This is a genomic window from Mycobacterium sp. (genome assembly GCF_049280035.1).
GTDB lineage: Bacteria > Actinomycetota > Actinomycetes > Mycobacteriales > Mycobacteriaceae > Mycobacterium.
In genome coordinates, this window is record NZ_JBAPPI010000854.1 from 1 (window position 1) to 3358 (window position 3358).

Annotated in this window: 4 protein-coding genes; all 4 read left to right on the top strand. The window is 67.0% G+C overall.

Going from position 1 to position 3358, the window contains the following annotated elements; all coding sequences use genetic code 11:
* Window positions 1–1033, top strand: a 1033-nt coding sequence (locus WAN71_RS27325; RefSeq protein WP_422228319.1) for an amidohydrolase family protein, incomplete at its 5' end; no start/stop codon positions are given.
* A gap of 3 nt (window positions 1034–1036) precedes the next feature.
* Entirely contained in the window at window positions 1037–1711 is a 675-nt protein-coding gene (locus WAN71_RS27330; RefSeq protein ID WP_422228320.1) for a nitroreductase family protein, read from the top strand.
* A gap of 372 nt (window positions 1712–2083) precedes the next feature.
* Window positions 2084–2407: a hypothetical protein gene (locus WAN71_RS27335; protein ID WP_422228321.1), complete on the top strand. Its 324-nt coding sequence runs from the start codon at window positions 2084–2086 to the stop codon at window positions 2405–2407.
* A gap of 42 nt (window positions 2408–2449) precedes the next feature.
* Window positions 2450–3358, top strand: a 909-nt coding sequence (locus WAN71_RS27340; protein ID WP_422228322.1) for an aminotransferase class III-fold pyridoxal phosphate-dependent enzyme, incomplete at its 3' end; no start/stop codon positions are given.

Sequence of the window (3358 nt, forward strand, 5' to 3'; positions counted from 1 at the left end):
CGAGCTCGGCTACACCTGGCTGAGCTGGCGCGGCGGTCACCTTGGGCTGGCCGACGTCCATCTTCCCGGTGACACCGCGTCGTGCGGGGATCATCGCAAGCGCCAACGAGCCGGTGAGCCGGCGTCCTACCGTTACGCGGAGGCATTACCCGCCCCGTACTTCTCGCCCGCTTCTCGCGTGCAATGGCTGGACGAAGCCGGTCTGGATGAGGCGGTCGTGTTCCCCAACTACGGTCTGCTGTGGGAACGCCGGCTGGCGTCGTCGCTTCCTGCGCTGACCGCCAACATGACGGCGTGGAACCGCTGGTGCGCCGAGGTGCGGCGCGAGGGCCGAGGGCGATTGCATCCGGTCGCACACCTGACGCTGCGCGACCCGGATTGGCTTGAGGCGCAACTGGATACGCTTGCGGCCGCCGGTGTCATGTTGGCCATGATCGGCGCTGGACCGGTGGACGGTCGGGCGCTGTCGCATCCAGATCATGACCGGATGTGGTCTGCGTTTGTCGACCATGCAGTTACCCCGGTTTTTCACGTCGCCGATCAGGTGCGGGTGTTCGACGATTGTTGGTATCCCGACGAGCCGGCCGACGATCTGGTGCCCGCAACCGAAGCGGTGTTTCTGTGGGTGCCGCCGGCGTTGGCGTTGACCGACCTGATTTTGCACGGCGTCTTCGATCGTCATCCTCGCCTGCGCTTCGGTGTCGTCGAACTCAGCTCGTCCTGGGTGCCGCAGTTCCTGCTGTTGCTGGACGGCGCCTCCGACTTCACCGCCCAGCTGAACGGCAAGCCGGTGGCGCAGCTGTCCCGTCGGCCGAGCGAGTATTTCCTCGATCACGTCCGCGTATCGTCGTTCTCCTACGAAGATCCCAAGCGGCTGACCGAGGCGACCGGCGACGTGTTCATGTTCTGCAGCGACTACCCGCACTCCGAGGGCACCGCGACACCGCTCGACGACTACCGCCGGATGGGCTGCGCCGTGCCAGAGATGCCGGGTCTGTTCCACACCAACGTCGACTCGTTGCTAGGTCGATAGCCGATGGAACTCAACGACGCGTTGCGCAGCACCGGTGCGGTTCGCGACTTCACCGACCAACCCGTTGACGACGCGGTGCTGGCCCGGGTGCTCGACACCGCCCGGTTCGCGCCCAGCGGCGGGAATGCGCAGGCCTGGCACGTGGTGGTCGTCAAGGATCCGGATAGGCGCCGCGGACTGCGGGATTGCTACGTGCGGGGCTCGCAGGACTACCTGGCCATGCTTTCCGCCGGCTTGCGGCCGTGGGCACCGACCAACGACCGTGACGCCGAGGCCCGCGCCCTGGCCGTCGAAAGCCCTGCGGCGCCAGGGGGTTTCGCTGAACGGTTCGACGAAGCTCCGGTGTTGCTGGCGCTGTTCGCCGACCTGTCGCTGTTGGCGGCGATCGACCGCGACGCGGACCGCTACACGTTCGCCGGCGGCGCCTCGATCTACCCGTTCGCGTGGAGCATCCTGTTGGCCGCTCATGACGAGGGCCTGGGCGGGGTCATCACCACGATCGCGATCCGCGAGGAGGAGCAGGTGAAGGCTTTGCTTTCAGCGCCCGACCCGCTGGCCCTGGCCGCGGTGATTGCCCTGGGGTATCCGGTACGCCGGCCGCGCCGACTTCGCCGCCAGCCGGTCAGTTCGTTTGCTTCCGTCGATTCGATCGACGGAAGCGCTTTTGGCCCGCCCTAGACGTACCCTGTAAGGGAGGCTGGCACATGAGGAAGTCCGTTCGCCTCCTGGCACCAGTCGCCGCGATGGCGCTGATGTCGATGGGGGCCATGACGTCGCCGACGGCGAGTTCGGCGCCATGTGACGACGGCCAATGGTGGAGCCAGCATTCGAATGCGTGCGAGCCGCTGCCATGCCCACACGGCGCATTCTTCGATCCGAGTGCCGATGTGTGCCCATGCAACCCCGGCTGGCGTCTGAACGCATTGTTGGATATCTGCCAGTTGCCGTACATATACGATCCCGGGATCTTGCATCGCTGAAGCGCCTTGAGGCGATCCGCTCCTTTGCTACGGTCGACGCGATCGACGGCCCAGCTTTGGAGGTCCCCGAATGAGGAAGTTCGTTCGCCGTCTGGCACCGGTCGCGGCGATGGCATTGACGCCGATGGCGGCGGTGACGATCGCGACGCCGGCAGTGAGCTCGGCGGCATGCGACAACGGGCAGTATTGGGAGCCGTTCAGCAAGGCCTGCTTGCCGCTGGGCGTCGGGCCAACACCGCTGAACTGCGATCCCGGGCAGTGGTGGGACCCAAGCGGGAACGTCTGCCGGCCGTTGGGCGTCGGGCCCACACCCCTGGGCTGCGATCCCGGCCAGTGGTGGGACCCGACGACCAACGTGTGCCGGCCGCTTGGAGAAGGGCCGCCGGGCGGATAATTTCGGGTCGTAGCCGGGGCTCGGCGCAGATAGGCTGCTGACGTGTCCGCTGTCGAACAGAGTCGCCACCTTGTCACCGAAATCCCCGGTCCGGCATCGCTGGAGCTGACCGAGCGCCGAGCCGCGGCAATCTCGCACGGCGTCGGAAACACCATGCCGGTCTTCGCTTCCCGCGCTGCCGGCGGGATCGTCGAGGACGTCGACGGCAACCGGTTCATCGACTTGGGTTCGGGTATCGCGGTGACCACGATCGGCAACTCCGCACCCCGTGTCGTCGACGCGGTACGCGCGCAGGTCGCCGACTTCACCCACACCTGCTTCATGGTGACGCCGTATGAGCAGTACGTCGCCGTCGCCGAACACCTGAACCGGCTTACCCCCGGCTCCGGCGAGAAGCGCTCGGTGCTGTTCAACTCCGGCGCCGAGGCGGTGGAGAACGCCGTCAAGATCGCCCGCTCGTACACCCGCAAACAGGCGGTGGTGGCGTTCGACCACGCCTACCACGGCCGCACCAACATGACCATGGCGCTGACCGCGAAGTCGATGCCGTACAAGAGCGGCTTCGGGCCGTTCGCGCCGGAGATCTACCGGGCCCCGCTGTCCTACCCGTTCCGCGACGGGCTGATCGACAAGGAACTGGCCACCGACGGCGAGCTGGCCGCGCAGCGTGCCATCGACGTCATCGCCAAACAGGTCGGGGCCGAGAACCTGGCCGCTGTCGTCATCGAGCCCATCCAGGGCGAAGGCGGCTTCATCGTTCCGGCGGAGGGATTCCTGCCCGCGCTGCTGGACTGGTGTCGCCAGCATGATGTGGTCTTCGTCGCCGACGAGGTGCAGACCGGCATCGCGCGGACCGGGGCGTGGTTCGCCTGCGAGCACGAAGGCATCGACCCCGACCTGATCTGCATCGCGAAGGGCATCGCCGACGGGCTGCCGCTGTCGGCCGTCACC